Consider the following 19,914-nt stretch of genomic DNA (forward strand, 5'->3'; position numbering starts at 1 on the left):
CGGTCAGCCGAACAGCCAGCCGACGCCCTGGATGAAGAGCAGGTCGAGGCCACTGATGTACGCGACCATGAACGTCAGGAAGACGAGCACGACGCTGGTGTAGGTGACCATCTGCTTCTTGTTCGGCCAGATGACCTTGCGAAGCTCGGCGACGACCTCACGGAAGAACTGCAGCAGACGCATGAACACGTTCGGCCGCTTGTCGGCTTTGACCTTGCCCGATCGGGTCCTGCCGGTCTTGGTCTTGGCCGGCGCGGTGGATGCGGCCGGAGCCTTGGACATCGACACGCTCGAAGCGCTTCCGCGGGACCTGCTGGTGGATCGCTTGCCGGTGGGCACCACGGCGTCTGCAGCGGATTCACCGGCAGTGGTGTCAGCATCGGAAGGACGGCCCTCGGAGCCAGGTGCGACGTCGCCCGAAGCCGAGGAGTTCTCGAACTCCTCCTCCGATCGACCGTCGCGCTTACCGCGCTCCTCGCTCACGTCGTTCCTCTCAGTTGCTGACACCTTGGGCAGGGGCGACAGGACTTGAACCTGCAACCTACGGTTTTGGAGACCGTTGCTCTACCAATTGAGCTACGCCCCTTCGGCCGAAACTTCTCGGCCGCTCTGGTGTCCATCCGGCACTACACGGCCCACGCAACCTCCGGAGGAGGACGCGGGCAGCGCGGAGCGCCGAATTACCCCAGAAATCTCAGTGTACTGCACACCCTTCGGAACAGATAAATCCCGTCGTCCCGGCGGCGAACGACCTCCGCCGGATCGACCATGCTCAGGCCAAGCGCACCGTTGCGGTCGCTCGCCCGAAAATCTTCTTGCCCGCGGACTTCGCGACGATGGCGACGATCGCGGTTCGCTCGTCGCCATCCACGGACTTGATCTTGCCGGTGAATTCCACCGAAGCCGGGGCATCGGCCGGGACCAACACCGCACTGGTGAAGCGCACGTTGTACTCGGTGACCGCACCCGGGTCGCCGAGCCACGACGTGACGAAACCGGCACCGAGGCCCATCGTGAGCATCCCGTGCGCGATGACGTCGTCCAATCCGGCCAGCGCGACGACCTCGTCACTCCAGTGGATCGGGTTGGGATCGCCGGACACGCCTGCGTAGTTGACCAGGTCGCCGCGGGTCAGGGACACCACTCGCTCAGGCAGTTCGTCCCCGACCGATACGTCGTCGAAGTTACGAAGCGCCATGCCTGATCACTTCCTTCACCGCATGGGCGATGTTCTCGTCGATCTCCCCGCCGGTTCGCGCGACGATCGTCGTCCACGTGGTTTGCACGAGGTCGCCGTTCTGATCGGTGATGATGTTCTTGGTGGTCATGATGTCGCTGCCACCCATCTGCCGGAACGACTCGAGATACACGTCGCAAAAAATTCGATCGCCGACCTGGATCGGGCGATGGAATTCCAGTTTTTGATCGGTCTGCAGAATCTGACTCGGGTCGTAACCCGTGATGACCTCTTGCAACATCCGGGTCTGCGACATGATCCCGAGCAGGGAAACGAAGGTCAAGGGCGCGAGGAGACCGTCGTAACCGAGGCCCTTCGCTGCGTCCTCGTCGTGATGCGCGGGATGAAAATCCTGGACGGCACGCGCATACTCACGGACCTTCTCGCGGCCGACCTCGTAGAAGTCGTCGACGCGGAAATGACAACCGACCATGGACGCCGCGTGAGCGGATGCATCCATGGCCGGTACGTCATGTGGAGCTTGTGACACGGTGGAGACCTTTTCTACCCTGGACGCAAGAGCCGTTAGGGAAGAAAATGCGACCTAACGCCGGGCGCCGACGAAAAATCGGAACTGCGAACCAGCGAGCCGAGCAGACTAGCGAGATTCGCGGTGCGCCCGATGCGTTCCGCAGTTGGAGCAGAACTTCTTCAGCTCGATGCGGTCGGGGTCGTTCCGACGGTTCTTCTTGGTGATGTAGTTGCGGTGCTTGCAAACCTCGCAGGCCAAGGTGATCTTGGGCCGCACATCGGTGGAGGAGGCCACTGGACGCCTACTTTCGGGTAAATCTGATCAGGGTCAATCAGGACTGTTCATGAGTGCTACTGGTCGTGCTTGCCTACTGTGTAGCGGTGACCGGACTTGAACCGGCGACGCAACGATTATGAGTCGTTTGCTCTACCAACTGAGCTACACCGCCTCAGGTGCTCACCGTCCACCATCCCACGCGGGGAACGCGACGTCGAGCCATCCAATCCAGCGAGCCCCCTAACGGAATCGAACCGTTGACCTTTTCCTTACCATGGAAACGCTCTACCGACTGAGCTAAGGGGGCGGGATCAGAACACATCGAGCCGTGCGCTGAAGCCTTCAAGAGGTTACACATTCGGAGCGCCGACTACCAAATTGCGTGGTCAGCGAGCCGTTCCTGTCCCTCTTCACATGGAAACCCCAGCGAGAGAAATCCTCGCCGGGGTTCCAGGTGTGGCAGATGTAGGATTCGAACCTACGTAGGCATAAGCCGACGGATTTACAGTCCGCTCCCATTGGCCGCTCGGGCAATCTGCCGTGATGCGATCGAAGCCCGTACTGCTCTTCGGCGCGGTGAGAAGAATACAACGAACGTCCCCCCGGAACGCAAACCGGGTGGATACGGTCGGTAGCGGGCCGATAAAGTCCCTGCGGGATGTGGACCGACACCACCGCCAAACCAAATTTTCGATTCGACTGGAGAGTGTGAGAAGTGGCTGATTCGTCCTTCGACGTAGTGAGCAAGGTCGACCGACAGGAAGTGGACAACGCCGTCGGACAGGCCGCGAAGGAGCTGGCGACCCGCTTCGACTTCCGCGGATCCGACACCAGCATCGAATGGTCCGGTAGCGGCGAGTCGGAGACGATCGTCATCACCTCCGAATCCGAGGAGAAGGTCAAGGCCGCCCTCGACGTGTTCAAGGAAAAGCTGATCCGACGGGACGTCTCCCTCAAGGCCTTCGAGACCAACGATCCGGCCGCGTCCGGCAAGGTCTACAAGGTCACCGGCAAGCTGGTGCAGGGCATCACGACCGAGAACGCCAAGAAGATCTCCAAGAAGATCCGCGACGACGGCCCCAAGGGCGTCAAGGCGCAGATCCAGGGCGACGAACTGCGCGTGAGCAGCAAGAAGCGCGACGATCTGCAGGCCATCCAGCAGTTGCTCAAGAACGAGGACTTCGGCATCGCGCTGCAGTTCGTCAACTACCGATAGAGCGGCTTCTCACCTGGGTCGTTCGGCAGGCTCCACTCCTGTGCCGCATGTGAACGGAACCTCGTAGTGGACTACGAGTTTCTGCTCACATGCGGCGCGGCCGCTCAATACGGCCGGTGGCCGGCCATCCGCTCGAGTCGCTCGATGCGGTCGGCCATCGGCGGGTGGGTGGCGAACAGCTGCCCGGCCTTGTCGCCCATGCGGAACGGATTCGCGATCATCAGATGCGACTCCGCCGCCAACCGCGGCTCGGGCGGCAGCGGTGCCAGCTGCACTCCCTGCTCGAGCTTGCGGAGCGCCGACGCCAGCGCCAACGGGTCACCGGTCAGCTCGGCCCCGGACTGGTCGGCCTGGTACTCACGCGACCGAGAGACCGCGAGGCGAACCAGGCTGGCCGCAACGGGCCCCAGCATCGACACCAGCAGCAACGCGAGCGGGTTCGGGCCCCCGTTGCCACGTCCGCCGAAAATGTTGGCGAAGAAGGCCAGGTTCGCCAGACCCGAGATGACCGACGCCATCGCACCGGCCACCGACGAGATCAGGATGTCGCGGTTGTAGACGTGCGAGAGCTCGTGCCCGAGCACCGCGCGCAGTTCCCGCTCGTCCAGGATCCGCAGAATGCCCTCGGTGCAGCACACCGCAGCGTTGCGGGGGTTGCGGCCGGTGGCGAACGCGTTGGGGTTGTTGGTGGGACTGACGTACAGCGCAGGCATCGGCTGATGAGCGGCCGTCGCCAATTCGCGCACGATGCGATACATCGCCGGCTGCTCGAGCTCGGTCACCGGGACGGCATGCATCGACCGCAGGGCCATCTTCGCGCTGTTGAAGTACGCGTAGCCGTTGACGCCGACTGCCAACACGATGGAGCCGATGAGAATGGTCGCGTTACCGAACAGCGAACCGATGAACACGATGAGCGCCGACATCCCGACCAACAGGCCGAAAGTCTTCGCACCGTTCGCGTAACCGTTCATGACTGAAGATGCCTCCTCGTACCGGGTCTTCCTACCCGATTCAACGAAAACACCTGGACCGGCAGTTCCCGGCCCGAAGTCCGAGCCGACTACCCGACGCGCTCGACGGTGTAATTCACCAGGCGGCCGAGGGCATCGTTGGCCGGACCCTGCGGCAACAGGGCGAGTTCTGCGTGTGCCCGCGCGGCATATTCACCGAGTGTCTTCTTTGCCGAGACCATGCCGGGTGAGCGCTGCAGCAGCTCCAGAGCCTCGGTGACCAGCGCGTCTTCGGTGACCGGACCGGCGAGGATCTCGCGCAGCCGATCGCCGTCGGAACCTTCCTCGCGCAGCGCGAAGAGCACCGGCAGAGTGTGTACGCCCTCCCGCAGGTCGGTACCGGGAGTCTTTCCGGACTGCTCGGTTGCCGAGGAGATGTCGATGATGTCGTCGGAGATCTGGAAGGCTGTTCCGACGGCGTCACCGAGGCGCTCGAGGCGTCCCACATGTTCGGCGTCGCCGCCGCTGAACGTTCCGCCGAAGCGTCCGCAGGAGGCGATGAGCGATCCGGTCTTCTCCCACACGACCTTCAGGTAGTGCGCGACGGGATCGTCGGTGCTCTTGGCCCCGATGGTTTCGCGCATCTGACCGGTGACGAGTTCTGCGAAGGTCTCGGCGATGATGCGGACGGCGTCGGGTCCGAGGGTGGACACCAGACGAGACGCATGGGCGAACAAGTAGTCGCCTGCGAGGATCGCCACACTGTTGCCCCAGCGTGAGTTCGCGCTCTCGGCACCTCGACGCATCGACGCCTCGTCCATGACGTCGTCGTGATAGAGCGTCGCCAGATGAACCAGCTCGACGACCGTGGCCGCGGTGACGATCGCCGGATCGGTCGGCGACGGTCCCAGCTGACCGGTCAGCACGGTGAACAGGGGTCGGAAGCGCTTTCCGCCGGCCTTGGCCAGGTGCAGAGCGGCCTCGGTGAGGAACTCCTCACCGTCGGAGAGCTCGCTGATCATCAGTTCTTCGACGCGTGCGAGGCCGTCGGCGACGGTTCGCGCGAGCTCCGGGTCACCCAGGTCGACTCCGGCAACGACCGTTGCTACGGCAGCGTCGTCTGTACTCACGATGTTGGTCCCTGTCCTGTCGTCGACATGCCGGCGGCAGCGGCGAAGCGCCACTGCTCGCCTTCTACCGTAGTGAACCTAGCGTGCACACCGGTGGGACGGTGTCACCGACCACAGGTGACGCTTCACACGGCATCGACCGAAGGCCCTCGGCGCACCCGTTCGTAGAAATCGGGATACTGGAACACGTGACCTCTTCCCACCCGGCCCCACCCACCGCGACCGACGTTCTGGTCGTGGGCGCGGGCCCCGCAGGATCGTCCGCTGCGGCATGGGCCGCGCGATCCGGCCGCGACGTCGTCCTGGCCGACGCGGCAGTGTTCCCCCGCGACAAGACGTGCGGCGACGGGTTGACGCCACGCGCCGTCGCCGAGCTCGATCAGCTGGGTCTGGGCGAGTGGGTGCGCGGCAAAGCGCGCAACCGAGGACTGAGACTGAGCGGATTCGGGCAGGAACTGGAACTCGAGTGGCCGAGCAAGTCCCTTCCCACCGTCGGAAGTGCAGTTCCCCGAACCGAATTGGACGACAGGATTCGCGTCGCCGCAGTCGAATCCGGAGCCGTGATGGCCGAGGGAGCGAAGGCTGTCGCCGTGACCCGCGACGGCAATTCGGTCCGCTCGGTAACCCTGCAGACCGCCGCCGGCGCACACGAGATCTCCTGTCGTACACTGATCGTCGCCGATGGCGTCCGCTCGACTCTGGGCAAGCAACTCGGGCGGCAATGGCATCGCGACACCGCATTCGGCGTCGCCGCTCGCGCCTACATCGACTCGGGCCGCAGCAACGACGAATGGATCAGCTCGCACCTCGAATTACGTGACGCGGCAGGCACTCTGCAGCCCGGCTACGGCTGGGTCTTCCCGCTGGGCGACGGAACCATCAACATCGGCGTCGGCACCTTGGCCACCGCCAAGAGGCCGGCACCCGGAGCGCTGCGGCCACTGCTCGATCTCTACACCCACCAGCGCCGCGGCGAATGGGACCTCGGCGGGGAGTTGCGTTCGGTGGCGTCGGCGCTGCTGCCGATGGGCGGCGCGGTCTCGGGAATCGCAGGCACCAACTGGGCCATCATCGGCGACGCCGCAGCCTGCGTGAACCCACTCAACGGCGAGGGCATCGACTACGGACTCGAAGGCGGTCGCATGGTCGTCGACCTGCTCGATCACCCCGACCTCACCGACGCCTGGCCGACCCTGCTGCGCGAGCACTACGGGCAGGCCTTCTCCATCGCTCGACGCCTCGCCGGACTGTTGACGGTGCCGAGATTCCTGCCCGCGGCGGGACCGGTGGGCATGCGCTCACGGGCGCTGATGAAAGTCGCCGTCCGCTGCATGGGCAACCTGATCACCGAAGCGGACAGCGATCTCGTCGCCCGAACCTGGCGGGCATCGGGAACCGGATCACTGAAAATCGATTCCCGGCCGCCATTTACCTGAATCGCGTCAGGGCCGAGTTGCCTTGTGTAGAGCCACGATTCCACCGGTGAGGTTGCGCCACTGCACGTCGGTCCAGCCGGCGTCGGCAATGCGTTGCGCCAATTGCTCCTGCGTCGGCCACGCGCGGATGGACTCGGCCAGGTAGACGTAGGCGTCGGGGTTACTGCTCACGGCGCGAGCGACTTTCGGCAACGCCTTCATCAGGTACTCCATGTACACGGTGCGGAACGGACCGAACACCGGCGTTGAGAATTCCGAGACGACGAGCCTGCCGCCCGGCTTGGTGACGCGAGCGATCTCGCGCAGTCCGGCGTCGAAGTCCGAGACATTTCTGAGGCCGAAAGAGATGGTGGCTGCATCGAAGCTGGCGTCGGCGTAGGGCAGTGCCATCGCGTCACCTGCGACCATCGGAACGCCTCGTTGCAGTCCTGCCTGCAGCATGCCCTTGGAGAAATCCGTGGCCACGCACCAGGCTCCGCTGCGACCGAGTTCGACGGTGGAGACGCCGGTGCCTGCAGCGAGATCGAGTACCCGCTCACCAGGTTTGAGATCGAGGGCGCGCCGAGTCAGTTTGCGCCAACTGCGGTCCTGCCCGAACGAGAGAACCGTGTTGGTGATGTCGTATCGACGGGCGACGCCGTCGAACATCGACGCCACCTCGTGGGGCTCTTTTGCCAGGGTTGCGCGTGATGTCTGGGCCACGAAGTCCAGACTACTCAAGCAATCTTCTGCACCCGCGGCGCTGTGATGCCTTGCACGTCGTAGTAGTGCGAGATCAGCTCGTCGCAGATGGCAGGCCAGGTGCGGTGCAGTACCGATTTGCGGGCTGCGTCGCCGAAGCGGGCGCGGGTGGTGGGTTCGGCGAGCGCTCCGACGGCACTGGGCAGCAGTTCGGTGAACTTGTCGACCGGCAGCAGGTATCCGTTGCGGCAGTGCGAGACCAGATCGCGCGGGCCTCCCGCGTCGGGCCCGATGACGGGGACGCCGCTGGCGAGGGCCTCTTGCACTGCCTGGCAGAAGGTTTCGTGTTCGCCGGGGTGGACGAAGACGTCGAAGCTGGCGTAGGCCCGAGCGAGTTCGTCGCCGCCGAGTTGGCCGGTGAAGATCGCCCCGGGCATCAGGGTCCGCAGTGCCACAGTGTCGGGTCCGCCGCCGACGATCACCAGCTGGATCGACGGGTCTGCGGCCAGTACGGCGAGCCGCTCGACGTGTTTCTCCGGGGCGAGCCTGCCGACGAAGCCGACGATCAGCTTCTCGCCTGCTCCCCACTGACTTCTGAGCGTCTGCGATGCGGCCGAGGGTGCGAAGCGAACGGCGTCGACTCCCCTGGCCCACCGGTGCACGCGCGGAATGCCGTGCAACTCCAACGCGTCGACGGCCGAGGTGGACGGGGCCAGAGTGCGGGCCGCGCCTCTGTGCAGTCTCCTGGTCCAGCGCCACGCGGCCTTCGAGGTGAGGCCGAGGCCATAGCTGGCGGCGAAACCGGCGACGTCGGTCTGATAAACGGCGACCGCGGGCACGTCCAGTCGGTTGGCGGCGGCCAGCCCGCCCGCTCCGAGCAGGAACGGTGACGCCAGATGTACGACGTCGGGAGCGAAGGCGCGCATCGCCGAGACCATGCCGAGCCCGGGCACGCCGACGGGTAGCGAGCTCACTTTGGGGACCATGACGGACGGCACCCGGTGCACCGAAACGTTGTCGTGCCACGTCGCGGCTCTGGGACCGGACGGATTGTCCGGAGCGATGACGATGGCGTCGTGCCCCGTCTTGTCGAGGTGTTCGAGGACACGGATCACCGAGTGGGTGACGCCGTTCATGTTGGGCAAGAACGATTCCGCAACGATGGCTACTCGCACGATCCTCAGTGTGGGCGGCCCCGCCGTCGGCCAGGTATGGACAACGTTACGTGTGGGCCAACGTCACACGAATTGCGCGAGCACCCACGACGGATCCGGGTTGGTGCGATGTTCGGAGCCCGCGAACACCGTGGGAACCGTCTCGTTGCCGTCGTTCACCGATCGCACTCGCGCGGCCGCAGCGGGGTCCTGGCGGATGCTCGCCCACACGGCTTTCTTTCCGCGCAGCAGCAGCGCCACCCGCAACCGCAAGCAGAAGATGCATCCCGGACGCCAGTAGATCAACGGCACCGATTTCTCCGTTGCCTGATTGCGCGACGCGTCGTCGGACAGAGATCGCGGATACAGCACCGGCGTCGTCAGGACGAGAACGAACACCACGGCGAGCACCATCACCACGATCGAGGACGCAATGTTTCCGAAGTTCACCAGCGCGAACCCGGCGACCGAACCGAGGGCAGCGAGGACGAAATGCTTTGCGTTACGCATTCTCGGCCTCCTTGCGACGTAACCAGAACAGCGCCGGACCGGCGATCAGCCACGTGACGACGATGACGGATCCGGCCGGAACGATCGCGACGGTGGCGTCGCGGCCCGCGACGCGAACCAACTCGACGTCCGGGTCGGCCTTGTAGTACTCGACCTCGATGCGCTGGCCCGCGACGAGATTGGTGGGGTACAGCACGCCGAGAGGGGGGTTGTGCGTCACGCCGTCGGGGGTGATGAAGCTGACGGCCGAGCGCAGCTTGCCCGCGGACAGTACCTCGGCGGTGGCGGTGCCCTTGTCGGAGTCGATGGTGACGTCGTTGCGCCAGGCCCCGATGACGAGAAGCACGGCGAGGACAGAAATCGCGACGGCGACCACCAGCACGACCAGCCGGGCCCTGTGCAGCGTTCGGCTGCCTCTGTCGGTATCGGTCACAGCGATCAGGTTACTTCGCAGCCGACGCGACTCGGCTCGGGTAGCGTCTGGACTCATGTCGCGCAGCTTCGAGTTCACCGTCGAATCGTCCAATCCCCCCGCTGACGTGCACGCAGCACTCACCAGCGAGGACCAGTGGATGGCGCGCTTCGCCAAGGCGAAGAAGACCGACGGGTACGAGCTGACCAAGCACGACGACGGTGGCCTGACCGTCGACATCTCCGAAGAAGTCGGCACGTCCGAACTCCCCGGCTTCGTCACGAAGGTGATCAAGGGAAAGCTGATCGTCTCGCGCACCGATCACTGGGGGCCGCTCGAGGGCGACCACGCCGAGGGGACGTTGACCGGCGGCACCACCGGTCTGCCCGCGAAAGTGAACGGCACCCTGTCGTTGCGCCCCAACGGCACCGGCGCGAAACTGATCGTCAAGGGTGACTCGACCGTGAAGATCCCCATCGTGGGCGGCAAGATCGAGGACCTGATCAACAAGATGATCAAGGACATGATCGACCAGGAAACCGGCCAGACCCTCGAATGGGTTGCAGCGCAGGAGAACTAGAGACGCGCCCGAATCGCTGCGTGTAGATCACGCAGTCCCGATCGCTCCGTGGTCACTTCCAGCACCCTGATTCCCGTGGCATGTCCGGTGAGTTCGGTTGCCAGATCGGCCAAGTCGACCAGCCGATGCTCCACGCGGTAGGCACCGCACAGCGCGCCCAGGTCCATGCCGTGGGGCGTACCGAACACTCTCTCGAACACCCCCGCGTACTGAGGATCGCCCTGTTCGAGGAGCTCGAAGATGCCGCCGCCGTCGTCGTTGGCGACGACGATCGTCAGGTCTTCGGGACGCGGTTCACCGGTGCCGATCAGCAAGCCCGCTGCGTCGTGCAGAAATGTCAGATCACCGAGAAGTGCCACGGTGCGCCGCTTTCCGGCCATCGCGGCACCGATGGCCGTCGAGACGGTGCCGTCGATACCGGCCACGCCGCGGTTGGAGAGAACCTTCACGTCCGGGTTCGGAGTCGCCACCAGGGCCGCGTCGCGCACGGGGTTGGACGCTCCGAGCACCAGCTGATCTCCGGGCTGCAGCGCAGACATGACCACGTCCGCCACGTGCAGTCCCGTCGGCTTGGGGTGCTCTCGAAGTTGTTGATGCACAGCCAGTTCGGCTCTCTCGGAGAGCGCGGCGCAGCGGGCGATCCAGGCGGGGTCGGGCGCGCCCGTGGTGACCGCTCTGGTGCCGGTGGCCAGCACGTTGCCGGAGACGTCGGGCCAGCGCGGACCGGTGGTGAGCGCGATGACGTCCACGGCCGGATCGGCCAGCAGCGCCGAGACCTGCCTGTGCAGCGTCGGCCGCCCGGTGATGACGGCCTGGCGCGGCTTCAACTGCGCAAGAGCCAAGGGATGCAACGGGATTCCGTGCAGGGGGGCGGTCGGCTCGGCGACGGTCGGCAACCCGGCCAGCTCCGGACGCACGGCGCCGCCGTGACCGGAGACGACCACGGTGTCGACCGTCAGATCCAGTTCGACGGGGACGTCCAATGTCGCCTGCGTGGTCGAGGTCCACGGCAACCCGTCGGGCCGACCCTCCGGACGCGCGCCGGGGTCGCCGATCGCAGGCACCAGTGGCTCGCGCAGCGGGATGTCGAAGTGCACCGGACCGGCGTTGCCGGAGCGTGCGCCGCGCGCTGCGGCGATGACGCGGGAGACGGCGCTGCGCCACTGACTGTTCTGCTTGGGTCCTTCCTCGGCGAGTCCGAGGCTGATCGTCGCGCGTACCTGAGATCCGAACAGACCGAGCTGCTCGATGGTCTGGTTCGCGCCGGTGCCGAGCATCTCGTACGGGCGGTTGGCGCTGATGACGATCAGCGGGATGCGCGCGTAGTTCGCTTCGAGAACCGCAGGCCCCAGATTGGCGACCGCGGTTCCCGACGTCATGACCACAGGAACGGGCTGACCACTGCCCAGGCTCAGGCCGATGGCCAGAAAGCCCGCGGTTCGCTCGTCGATCCGCATGTGCAACCGCAAGCGGCCGGCAACGTCCGCCTCCTGCAACGCGAACGCCAGCGGGGCGTTCCGCGAGCCGGGGCACAACACGACGTCTCGGATCCCGCTGCGCGCCAGTTCGTCGACGACTGCGGTGGCCTGTGCGGTGGACGGATTCACAGAATCCAGAGTGTCAGATGCGTCGGTCAGCCGCCGCAACCGGGCTTTGACAGTATTGACGTGTGCGTACAGTCTTCCGGCCCGATGAGGTCTCCCCCCGCCGCTTCTACCAGCTCTTGACCGCGTCGGTGGTCCCCAGGCCGATCGCATGGATCTCCACCGTCTCGGCCGACGGTGTGGCGAACCTCGCGCCGTACAGCTTCTTCACGGTGTCCTCGGTGGAACCGCCGGTCGTGCAGTTCACCTCGGTGAGCCGCAAGGACAGTCTGCGCAACATCGAGGCCACCGGAGAGTTCGTCGTCAATCTGGCGACGGCTCCGTTGGTGGATCAGGTCAACGGCAGCTCGGCGAGCTTCGATCACGGCGTCAGCGAATTCGAGGAGCTCGGGATCGAGAGCGAACCCAGCACCGTCGTCACACCACCGCGCGTTGCGGCCGCTCCGATCGCCATCGAGGCGAGACTGCATCGCGTCGTCGAGGTGGGCAACTGCTTCGTCGTCATGGGCACCGTCGTCGCCCTGTCCGTGCGTCCCGAATATCTGGCCGAGGACGGACTGCCCGAGTTCGACGCCATCGCTCCGCTCAGCCGCCTCGGCCGTACCGAGTGGGGGTTGCCGCCCGAGGTTCGTGACATCGAGCGCCCTTCTTGATTCGCTGGTCGCTGCTGATTCTCGTCACGGTCGGCCTGACCGTCGGCGCGGATGCTCTGGGGATTCCGTCGGCAGCACTGTTCGTCGCGCTGCTGGTGGCGATGATCTTCGCGCTCGCCGGCTGGGCACCGACCACGGGAACCGAGCGCGCCCCGCTGCCGCGCCGACTCGGCATGGTGGCTCAGGCGGTGCTGGGTGTCGAGATCGGAACGCTGGTGCAGCGAGACACCCTCAGCTCACTGGGCGACGCCTGGTTGCCGGTGCTGCTGGCATGCGTCGGAACGCTCGTGTTGTCCATCGCTGCGGGCGCGCTGCTGGGACTGCGTAAGGACATCGATTCGCTGACCGGTGCGCTGGCACTGGTCGCGGGCGGCGCGTCGGGGCTGGTGGCCATTGCCCAGGAACTCGGCGGCGACGAACGCGTCGTGGCGGTGGTGCAGTACCTGCGGGTCGTTCTCGTCACCACCACCCTGCCGCTGGTGGCGACACTGGTGTTCCGCGCACAACCCGGTCAGTCGACGATGCTCGCCGATTCCGGCGCTCCGCTGTACGTGGACCTGGCCTTCGTTCTGGTCTGCGGCGGGGTGGGAGTCCTGCTCGCACTGGCACTCCGATTTCCCGCTCCGGCGCTGCTGGGCCCGCTGATCGTCGCCACGTGCGCCGACGTTCTCGGGTTCTCGTTCGACGCCAGTGTTCCCACGTTGCTGCTGTGGGCGGCGTACATCGTGATCGGGTGGCAAGCCGGTCTGCGATTCACCGTCGCGAGCCTGAAATCCATCTCGCGGGTGCTGCCGTCCGCGTTGCTGCTCATCATCGCCGTCACCGTCGGGTGCGCGATGTTGGGGCTGTGGTTGGCCTCGGCGACGGGCACCAGCGGATACGAGGGCTACCTCGCCACCACCCCGGGTGGGGTGTACGCAGTGTTGGCCATCGCGGCATCGACCGGTGCGAACGTGACGTTCGTCGTGGCCGCCCAGGTGATCCGAGTGTTCATGATGCTGTTCGCGGTGCCGATGGGAGCGAAGGTGGTCCAGCACTATCGGCGAGGGCGGCCCGAGTGAATCGACGCGACCCCATTCGTAGTTAGGGTCCACTAATCTCACCGGCATGGCCAAGTACCTCAAACCCGAGCACCCGGCGTTCTACCGTCTGCACGTTCTCGCAGCCGATCGGATCAGTTCCGGGTTCGTCAGAATCACCCTCGGGGGCGAGTCGCTCTCGAACTACCGGTACATGGGATACGACCAGTGGTTCCGCCTGTTCCTGCCGCAACCCGGCCAGCGCGAACCCCGCATCCCCAGCTCGACCTCCAAACTCTGGTACGCCCAGTATCTGACCTTCTCCAAGGACACCAAGCCGGTGGTCCGCAACTACACCGTCCGCAACTACCGGCCCGCAGGCCAGGGCACGTTCAGCGAGGGTGCGGAGATGGACGTGGACTTCGTCGTACACGGCGGCGAACACGGCGGTGAAGCAGGTCCAGCGTCGTCGTGGGCTGCGCACGCCGTTCCAGGGGACCGCGTCGCGATTCTCGACGAGGGACGCATCTACAACCCGGACATCGAGACCCCATGGCAACTGCTCGTCGGCGACGAGAGTGCAGCTCCGGCGATTCTCGGAATACTGCGATCCTCGCCCGAGGACCTGCGGGCCGTGGTGTTCATCGAAGTCCCCACCGAGGCCGACGTCCAGGATCACCACGTGCCGCCGGGCGTCGAGCTGAATTGGATCGTGCGCCCCAACTCGCACGCCAAGCCCGGTGATGCGGCGCTGGCCGCCGTGCAGAAAGCCGAACTTCCCGGCGGCACCCCGTTCGTCTACGTGGCGGGCGAGCAGGGCTTGGCGACGGGCTTGCGCAGATACCTGGTGAACGACCGCGCAGTGCCGAAATCCAGCATCTGCTTCACCGGATACTGGAAGTTCGGTAAAGCCGCCGGATAGCACTGGATTAGTGTCATCTCACATGTCCGGCTTGGGAAAAGGTCACACGGTCGTCACCGACTCGGTAGATGTAGACAGCGCGTCGTTCGCCTCGCTGCGCGCCCGTCCTCTCCCCCGCGCCGAACGCTACGAACTGGGTCGACGCCTACGCGAGAAGGTACCGATCGCCTCCCTGGGTGACTGGACCCCACCGGCGGATCGACCCGACCCGGTCAAGCAGATCGAATACTCGCACCAGGGCCGCATCGAATGGCTGATACCGACGCGCCTCGAGCGGATGGTCGAGTCCCCGTACGGATTTCTGCGGGGCACGGCCATCGTCATGGCTCGGGACGTGGCGATGCTGCCGTCGACCGGCATCAACCCGGTCATCAGTGGCGACGCCCACCTCGGCAATTTCGGCTTCTACGCCTCACCCGAACGCGACCTCGTCATCGACCTCAACGACTTCGACGAGGCCCACCCGGGTGCCTGGGAATGGGATCTACGACGCCTCGCCGCGAGCATCTGGGTGGCCGGGCGGCAGAACGGCCGCACCGAGGATCAGTGTCGTGATGCCGTCACCGCCTGTGTGTCCGCGTACCGAATCGAGGTGGCCAGACTTGCCGACGAGCCGCTGATGTCGCGTTCGTTCCAGCGTCTGACGGCCGAGAAGCTGCAGCGTGACGCCACCGAGGGGTCGTTGCGCAAGGAGATCAAACGCGCCACCAAGAAGGCGCGTCGACGCACCAGTGACCGCGTTCTGCCGCGTTTCACCGAGAAGCACGAGGGCAAGCGCAGAATCGTCGAGGAGCCGCCGATCACCACGCGCATCTCGGCGAAGGACGAGGAACTTCTCGCCGTCGGACTGGACGAGTATCTGCTCACCCTCACCCCGCACTGGCGTCGAGTGCTCGGTGGATACACGTTGATCGACGTGGCGCACCGCGTGGTCGGCGTCGGCAGCGTCGGCCTGCGGGCGTACGTGGCTCTGCTCGAGGGCACCAGCGAGGACGACGTCGTGTTTCTGCAGCTCAAGCAGGCCAGACGCTCGGTGCTTGCGCCGTACGTGCACGGCGAATCGGCCTGGCACGATCATCAGGGGCAACGCGTCGTGGAGTATCAGCAGGATCTGCAGACCGTCAGCGATCCGCTGCTGGGCTGGACGACCATCGCCGGACGGCAGTACTACGTGCGGCAGTTCCGCAACATGAAGGGAACGATCGACCTGTCGTCGATCGATGCACCCGCGCTGGTCGACTACGCACGGGTGGTGGGCCGACTGCTGGCCAAGGGACATGCGCGTACCAGTGGCGCGTCGATGATCTCGGGATACACGGGCGATTCCGATCAGCTCGACGTCGCTTTGGGCCGATTCGCGCAGCTGTACGCGGATCAGACGGAAGCCGACTGGGAGCGATTGAGCGCTACGCGCATGTGAGCGGAACTTCGTAGTCCACTACGAGTTTCCGCTCACATGCGGCGAAGCCGCTCAGGCGTGCTTGGCGACCAGGTCACCCACGCGCGGCAGTGCCTCGGTGACGTTCTTCTTCGCCGAGCCACGCAGGCTGCCGTAGAACTTCTTGACGACGGACTTGTCGGTCTCCTCGATGCGCGCATCGGTGACCGAGAGCAGCGCGTCGGATGCGGCGTCGCCGTTGGCGGCGAGGTACTGACCGAACGTGCCCTGCGGGGCAGCGTTGTACGACTGCCAGAACGGGTCCAGCTTGTCGACGAAATCGGGCCACAGAGCCGAGACCGCATTGTCGATGTACGACGGCCCGACCTTCTTCACCGCGCCGTATCCCCCCTTGACCGCGAGTCCACTCGCGCCCTTCTTGTCCGCGACCTCGGCGTCGATCAGTGCCAGGACATCGACGCGCAGAGCGTCGGCCTTCGACTCGTCGAGCAGCGAATCCTTGAGTGCAGCAACCACTTCGAACTTCCTCCCAGATGTGTCAGCGGCCCCACGCGGACCGGGCGCAAGACTACCGCAGAAGGGCGTGGCAGCGCCGAACTCGATCGATCCACCACTGCGTGCGATCGGCGTCGGCATCGAGCTCGATCAGTGCCTCGGCGTCGGGTTCGAGGCTGCCGACCGGATACGTTCCGTCGATCACCTCCGGCGCAGGTGCGACGTCTCGAACGAACAGTGCGCCCGTTCCCAGACCGCAGGCGAATTCGAGGTGCGGCAGCGCAGCGGCTGCGGCCAGCCCGGACGAGATACCCACCGCCGAGTCCAGAGCACTCGACACCACCACCGGCACGCCGTACTCCCCCAGCTCTCCGGCCAGCTCGAGCAGAGCCCGCATCCCGCCGAGCGGAGCCACCTTGAGCACCGCGATGTCGGCTCCGCCTGCTCGGACGACCTTCATCGGATCCTCGGCCCGGCGAATGCTCTCGTCTGCAGCGATCCGCACCCCGGGCACCCGACGCCGAACTTCGACCAGCTCCGGTACGGACGCGCACGGCTGCTCGGCATACTCGAGCGGACCGTCGGCGGTGAGAGCCGTCAGAGCCGCCACGGCCTCGTCGACGGTCCAGCCCCCATTGGCGTCGACCCGTACCCGCGGAACCAGCTCGCGCACGGCACGCACCCGAGCGACGTCATCGGCGAGGGTCTGCCCCTTCTCGGCCACCTTCACCTTGGCCGTCTCGGCACCGGGAGACCGGCTCAACACCGCTGCCACGTCGGCGGCCGCCACGGCAGGAACGGTCGCGTTCACCGGGATGCGTCGGCGCAACGGGCTCGGCGGGCCGTCCCACGCGGCCTCGATCGCCGACGCCAACCACGGAGCCGACTCGACGTCGTCGTACTCGGGAAACGGTGAGAACTCACCCCACCCGGCCGGTCCGTGAACGAGCATCACCTCGCGGGTGGTGATGCCGCGGAACTTGGTCCGCATGGGCATCGAGAGCACATGCGCGCCGTCCAGAACGTCGTCGATCGCGGGAATCATTGCTGCCCCGGGAGCAACTGCACCATCAACGCCTCGCAGTCGGCCAACAGGTTGCCGTCCAGATCCGTGAGCCGAGCGTTGATGAACGTCTTGCGTCCCTCGACCCGATCCACCGCGCCCTCGACGATCAGCTCGGTGTTCAGCGGCGTCACCTTGCGGTAGTTGATGTGCAGGTACGCCGTCCGGCTGATGGGCCTGCCGTAGGCGTGCTGGACGAGACCGAAGAGGTCGTCGAACAGCAGTGGCAGCGTGCCACCGTGCGCGGCGGAGTTTCCACCGAGATGGAAACGACGGAACATCCCCCGACTTCGGACACCGTCTGCGTCGATCTTCTCGATGATCCACGGCATCAGCAGCAGCGAACCGCGACCCGGCAGACGTGGAACTCGCCCGGCGGTCTGGCGGCCCTCGGCCACCACGTGCGGGGTCAACAGCTCGATCAGTTCCCGAGCCTTGTCCGCAGCTGCCTCGGTCACTTCGGCCGGCAACGAGGTGGACACCGCGAGATCCTGCACCGTGCGCAGGGCCTCGAGCAGCTGCCCGTACTCCGGCCCCACCTTCGCCGGCACGAAACGCGGGAAGCCTCCATGGTGGTCGTAATCGCGGTCGAGCTCGATCGGGTCGGTCATGACTGCACGCTAGCTGCACCGACCGTTCGGCACGGAGCCAACCCCGGCCACCGTTAAGCTGGCGCCCGTGACCTTCACTCCCGCACTGTGGCGTCCCGTTCCCGGCTTCGAAGATCTGACCGACATCACGTATCACCGCCACGTGTCCGACGCGACCGTCCGGATTGCGTTCGACCGTCCCGAAATCCGTAATGCATTCCGTCCACACACCGTCGACGAGCTCTACCGCGCCCTCGAACATGCACGGGTGAGCTCCGACGTGGGAACGGTGTTGCTCACCGGAAACGGACCGAGCAGCAAGGACGGCGGCTGGGCGTTCTGCTCCGGTGGCGATCAGCGCATTCGCGGTCGCAGCGGCTATCAGTACGCAGACGGAGAGACGGCCGACACCGTCGACAAGGCCCGCGCCGGGCGCCTGCACATCCTCGAGGTGCAGCGTCTCATTCGATTCATGCCCAAGGTGGTCATCTGCTTGGTCAACGGCTGGGCAGCAGGCGGCGGACACAGCCTGCACGTGGTGTGCGATCTGACGCTGGCAAGCCGCGAGCATGCGCGATTCAAGCAGACCGACGCGGACGTCGGCAGCTTCGACGGTGGTTACGGCAGTGCGTATCTGGCGAAGATGGTCGGTCAGAAGTTCGCCCGCGAGATCTTCTTCCTCGGCGAGACGTACTCGGCCGAGGAGATGCACCGCATGGGCGCGGTGAACAAGGTGGTCGATCACGACGAGCTCGAGAACACTGCAATCGAGTGGGCTGCGAAAATCAACGCGAAATCACCTCAGGCACAACGAATGCTGAAGTACGCCTTCAACCTGCAGGACGACGGCCTGGTGGGTCAGCAACTGTTCGCCGGTGAAGCGACCCGCATGGCGTACATGACCGACGAGGCGGTGGAGGGTCGCGACTCCTTCCTGGAAAAGCGCGAGCCCGATTGGTCGCCGTTCCCTCGGTATTTCTGACGCACTGGTGAATTCCACCCCGCACGGCCGCAGTCACGGCAGTTCTGCGGGTGCTGTCCGAGCCTGGTTCACTCAGCCCTACGACTACCGCTGGATGGCGGACTTCCAGAATTCCCGGCCCGCCGGAAAGCTCGTCCGGTGGGTGATGGCATGCCTGACGCTCAATTTCGGTGTGCTGGCGGTGGTGTCGCTGTTCTCCGAGGACACCTCACTCAGCCCAATTGCCGTCGCCTGGAAAGCAGGTCTGGTGGTGATGGTCGTGGCCGTCAGCGCCGCATGGATCACCAGACCGTTTCCCGGCCGACTCGGGGTGGTGGCTTTTGCGGTCTTCGCCGATCTGGGGACGGCATCGACGCTGTTGATCAACCCGCTCGCGGACGCCCTGCTGACGTGCACGCTGTTCGCCGTGATCGGGACGTTCTGCACGTTCTGCCTCAGTCCCCGCTGGATGGTGGCGCACCTGGTGTTCGCGGTGGCGTGCACGCTCGTTGCCGCGGCAGCGACGTACTCCAGCGAGGAGGTGGGCATCGCATCACTGATCTTCCGGACGAACGTCGTGCTGCTCACGATCGCCGCAGTTCCACTCGTCTCGCATCTGCTGATCACCACGTTGACCGACGATGCCCGCCGTTCGTTGCTCGATCCGCTCACCGGTCTGCTCAATCGTCGCGGTCTCGACGCGGCCATCGACGACGTGTGGCCACTGGGCCGAGAAGCCGATCAGTGCTCGGCGGCGGTGATGATCGACATCGACCGCTTCAAATCCGTCAACGACCTGTACGGGCACGAGGAAGGTGACGCGGTCATCGTGCGCATCGCCGAGCGTCTGCGCGCACACCTGGGCGAATACGGCGTGATCGCGCGCACCGGCGGAGAGGAATACCTCGCCGTCGTCTCGACGTCGCGACTCCACATCGATGCACTGGTTCATGGGGTACGCCGAGCACTGCATGATCCCGAGGATCCCGTCGCGGTGACGGTCAGCGTGGGGGCCGCGATTCTGCACGCGGATTCACCTGTGTGGGATCAGAACGTCGACATCGTGACGCGAGCAACGCGGGTGGCGGACTCGATGATGTACGAGGCGAAGGCCGCGGGCGGCAACCGAATCGCGACGACCATGCTCTGAC

At 65.5% G+C, this 19,914-nt stretch carries 23 protein-coding genes and 4 tRNA genes; 9 read left to right on the forward strand and 18 right to left on the reverse strand.

Features of this window, described 5'->3' with window-relative positions; genetic code table 11:
• Positions 1-3: 3 nt before the first annotated feature.
• From secE to QM615_RS20935, 8 genes are all read right to left on the reverse strand, one after another.
• Positions 4-483, reverse strand: coding sequence for a preprotein translocase subunit SecE (secE, locus tag QM615_RS20900; protein WP_149406693.1), 480 nt, complete (start codon positions 481-483; stop codon positions 4-6).
• A gap of 30 nt (positions 484-513) precedes the next feature.
• Positions 514-586: transfer RNA gene (locus tag QM615_RS20905), tRNA-Trp, on the reverse strand.
• Positions 587-772: 186 nt separating this feature from the next.
• Positions 773-1,198, reverse strand: a complete 426-nt coding sequence (gene hadB, locus QM615_RS20910) for a (3R)-hydroxyacyl-ACP dehydratase subunit HadB (RefSeq protein WP_149406692.1) — start codon at positions 1,196-1,198, stop codon at positions 773-775.
• Positions 1,185-1,697: a (3R)-hydroxyacyl-ACP dehydratase subunit HadA gene (hadA, locus tag QM615_RS20915; protein ID WP_068046265.1), complete on the reverse strand. Its 513-nt coding sequence runs from the start codon at positions 1,695-1,697 to the stop codon at positions 1,185-1,187. The genes hadB and hadA overlap by 14 nt, the downstream gene beginning before the upstream one ends.
• Before the next feature lie 138 nt (positions 1,698-1,835).
• Entirely contained in the window at positions 1,836-2,003 is a 168-nt protein-coding gene (gene rpmG / locus QM615_RS20920) for a 50S ribosomal protein L33 (protein WP_027498281.1), read from the reverse strand.
• Positions 2,004-2,084: 81 nt separating this feature from the next.
• Positions 2,085-2,157: transfer RNA gene (locus tag QM615_RS20925), tRNA-Met, on the reverse strand.
• Positions 2,158-2,219: 62 nt separating this feature from the next.
• Positions 2,220-2,292, reverse strand: a tRNA-Thr gene (locus tag QM615_RS20930).
• A gap of 150 nt (positions 2,293-2,442) precedes the next feature.
• Positions 2,443-2,525 (reverse strand) — tRNA-Tyr (locus QM615_RS20935).
• A 175-nt stretch (positions 2,526-2,700) separates the two neighbouring features.
• On the opposite strand from QM615_RS20935, the gene QM615_RS20940 reads away from it, so the two are divergent.
• Entirely contained in the window at positions 2,701-3,201 is a 501-nt protein-coding gene (locus QM615_RS20940) for a YajQ family cyclic di-GMP-binding protein (protein ID WP_008713817.1), read from the forward strand.
• A gap of 104 nt (positions 3,202-3,305) precedes the next feature.
• Here the strand turns inward: QM615_RS20940 and htpX are convergent, their stop codons facing one another.
• Together htpX and QM615_RS20950 are read right to left on the reverse strand one after the other, a co-directional pair.
• Positions 3,306-4,175 carry a zinc metalloprotease HtpX gene (gene htpX, locus QM615_RS20945; protein WP_068046268.1) on the reverse strand — a complete coding sequence of 290 codons (870 nt, stop codon included), beginning with the start codon at positions 4,173-4,175 and terminating at the stop codon, positions 3,306-3,308.
• Positions 4,176-4,264: 89 nt separating this feature from the next.
• Positions 4,265-5,284, reverse strand: coding sequence for a polyprenyl synthetase family protein (locus QM615_RS20950; protein WP_068046271.1), 1,020 nt, complete (start codon positions 5,282-5,284; stop codon positions 4,265-4,267).
• Between the two features lie 188 nt (positions 5,285-5,472).
• Here QM615_RS20950 and QM615_RS20955 point away from each other — a divergent pair, with 188 nt between their 5' ends.
• Positions 5,473-6,720 (forward strand): geranylgeranyl reductase family protein, encoded by a 1,248-nt coding sequence (locus tag QM615_RS20955; protein WP_283347883.1) that lies wholly within the window; start codon positions 5,473-5,475, stop codon positions 6,718-6,720.
• A 6-nt stretch (positions 6,721-6,726) separates the two neighbouring features.
• On the opposite strand, the gene QM615_RS20960 is transcribed toward QM615_RS20955, so the two are convergent.
• The 4 genes from QM615_RS20960 to QM615_RS20975 form a co-directional block, all read right to left on the reverse strand.
• The gene (locus tag QM615_RS20960; protein ID WP_082073920.1) at positions 6,727-7,422 is read right to left on the reverse strand and encodes a demethylmenaquinone methyltransferase; all 696 of its coding nucleotides are present in this window, start codon (positions 7,420-7,422) and stop codon (positions 6,727-6,729) included.
• Between the two features lie 14 nt (positions 7,423-7,436).
• Positions 7,437-8,576 (reverse strand): glycosyltransferase family 4 protein, encoded by a 1,140-nt coding sequence (locus QM615_RS20965; protein ID WP_283347884.1) that lies wholly within the window; start codon positions 8,574-8,576, stop codon positions 7,437-7,439.
• Positions 8,577-8,639: 63 nt separating this feature from the next.
• Positions 8,640-9,065: a glutaredoxin domain-containing protein gene (locus QM615_RS20970; RefSeq protein WP_149406690.1), complete on the reverse strand. Its 426-nt coding sequence runs from the start codon at positions 9,063-9,065 to the stop codon at positions 8,640-8,642.
• A complete protein-coding gene (locus QM615_RS20975; protein WP_068282362.1) occupies positions 9,058-9,498 on the reverse strand; it encodes a DUF3592 domain-containing protein in 441 nt (146 codons plus the stop codon). Before QM615_RS20975 ends, QM615_RS20970 begins: the two co-directional genes overlap by 8 nt.
• A 55-nt stretch (positions 9,499-9,553) precedes the next feature.
• Between QM615_RS20975 and QM615_RS20980 the strand changes: the two genes are divergently transcribed.
• On the forward strand, positions 9,554-10,057 hold the full coding sequence (locus QM615_RS20980) for a DUF2505 domain-containing protein (RefSeq protein WP_269596806.1): 504 nt from the start codon (positions 9,554-9,556) through the stop codon (positions 10,055-10,057).
• On the opposite strand, the gene menD is transcribed toward QM615_RS20980, so the two are convergent.
• Positions 10,054-11,664 (reverse strand): 2-succinyl-5-enolpyruvyl-6-hydroxy-3-cyclohexene-1-carboxylic-acid synthase, encoded by a 1,611-nt coding sequence (gene menD / locus QM615_RS20985; RefSeq protein WP_269596805.1) that lies wholly within the window; start codon positions 11,662-11,664, stop codon positions 10,054-10,056. The two genes, QM615_RS20980 and menD, sit on opposite strands and share 4 nt — an antisense overlap.
• A 62-nt stretch (positions 11,665-11,726) precedes the next feature.
• Here menD and QM615_RS20990 point away from each other — a divergent pair, with 62 nt between their 5' ends.
• Genes QM615_RS20990 through QM615_RS21005 form a run of 4 tightly spaced genes read left to right on the forward strand, consistent with a single transcriptional unit; the run spans position 11,727 to position 15,675 of the window.
• Positions 11,727-12,314 carry a flavin reductase family protein gene (locus tag QM615_RS20990; RefSeq protein ID WP_283347885.1) on the forward strand — a complete coding sequence of 196 codons (588 nt, stop codon included), beginning with the start codon at positions 11,727-11,729 and terminating at the stop codon, positions 12,312-12,314.
• On the forward strand, positions 12,311-13,375 hold the full coding sequence (locus QM615_RS20995) for an AbrB family transcriptional regulator (protein WP_283347886.1): 1,065 nt from the start codon (positions 12,311-12,313) through the stop codon (positions 13,373-13,375). The genes QM615_RS20990 and QM615_RS20995 overlap by 4 nt, the downstream gene beginning before the upstream one ends.
• A gap of 46 nt (positions 13,376-13,421) precedes the next feature.
• Entirely contained in the window at positions 13,422-14,255 is an 834-nt protein-coding gene (locus QM615_RS21000) for a siderophore-interacting protein (protein WP_149406686.1), read from the forward strand.
• A 22-nt stretch (positions 14,256-14,277) separates the two neighbouring features.
• Entirely contained in the window at positions 14,278-15,675 is a 1,398-nt protein-coding gene (locus QM615_RS21005) for a DUF2252 domain-containing protein (protein ID WP_149406685.1), read from the forward strand.
• Between the two features lie 51 nt (positions 15,676-15,726).
• On the opposite strand, the gene QM615_RS21010 is transcribed toward QM615_RS21005, so the two are convergent.
• From QM615_RS21010 to QM615_RS21020, 3 genes are read right to left on the reverse strand one after another with little or no spacing between them, the layout of a single operon-like run.
• Positions 15,727-16,170 (reverse strand): DUF6918 family protein, encoded by a 444-nt coding sequence (locus QM615_RS21010; RefSeq protein ID WP_037187084.1) that lies wholly within the window; start codon positions 16,168-16,170, stop codon positions 15,727-15,729.
• A gap of 52 nt (positions 16,171-16,222) precedes the next feature.
• Complete coding sequence (locus QM615_RS21015) at positions 16,223-17,194, reverse strand: o-succinylbenzoate synthase (protein ID WP_149406684.1); 972 nt, start codon at positions 17,192-17,194, stop codon at positions 16,223-16,225.
• Entirely contained in the window at positions 17,191-17,823 is a 633-nt protein-coding gene (locus QM615_RS21020) for a PaaI family thioesterase (protein ID WP_121873430.1), read from the reverse strand. The genes QM615_RS21015 and QM615_RS21020 overlap by 4 nt, the downstream gene beginning before the upstream one ends.
• Before the next feature lie 67 nt (positions 17,824-17,890).
• On the opposite strand from QM615_RS21020, the gene QM615_RS21025 reads away from it, so the two are divergent.
• Positions 17,891-18,784 carry a 1,4-dihydroxy-2-naphthoyl-CoA synthase gene (locus QM615_RS21025; RefSeq protein ID WP_121873431.1) on the forward strand — a complete coding sequence of 298 codons (894 nt, stop codon included), beginning with the start codon at positions 17,891-17,893 and terminating at the stop codon, positions 18,782-18,784.
• A gap of 7 nt (positions 18,785-18,791) precedes the next feature.
• Positions 18,792-19,913 carry a GGDEF domain-containing protein gene (locus QM615_RS21030; protein ID WP_188078711.1) on the forward strand — a complete coding sequence of 374 codons (1,122 nt, stop codon included), beginning with the start codon at positions 18,792-18,794 and terminating at the stop codon, positions 19,911-19,913.
• Position 19,914 lies beyond the last annotated feature (1 nt).

It is taken from the genome of Rhodococcus sp. IEGM 1341, from assembly GCF_030056895.1.
Taxonomy (GTDB): Bacteria; Actinomycetota; Actinomycetes; order Mycobacteriales; family Mycobacteriaceae; genus Rhodococcoides.